This window comes from Lentilactobacillus parakefiri, assembly GCF_002157585.1.
Lineage (GTDB): Bacteria > Bacillota > Bacilli > Lactobacillales > Lactobacillaceae > Lentilactobacillus > Lentilactobacillus parakefiri.
The window spans coordinates 1-257 of sequence record NZ_BDGB01000090.1 but is presented as its reverse complement, the minus strand read 5'-3'; the positions used below and the strand labels follow the sequence as shown (position 1 = coordinate 257).

Sequence of the window (257 nt, the reverse complement as noted above, 5' to 3'; positions counted from 1 at the left end):
AACCAGTGAGGCCAATGCCAAGGATCTGCCCTTCGGGAAGAACTCGCGTAAAAGGCCGTTAGTGTTCTCATTGGTTCCGCGTTCCCATGGTGAATAAGGATGGGCAAAGTAGATGTCCGTTCCCTCGACTTGGCTCAAGCTTGAGAACTCGGCACCGTTATCAAAAGTAATGGTTTTAAAGTACTCAGTTCCATAGTCATATAAGGTATTCTGGAGGGCTTTCAAGCAAGTGTCGGCATGGTAATTGGGAAGTTTAA

Annotated in this window: 1 protein-coding gene; it reads right to left on the bottom strand. The window is 46.7% G+C overall.

The annotated features are described in order from the left end of the window. Positions 1–257, bottom strand: a 257-nt coding sequence (locus LPKJCM_RS13605) for an IS30 family transposase (protein ID WP_225364173.1), incomplete at both ends; no start/stop codon positions are given.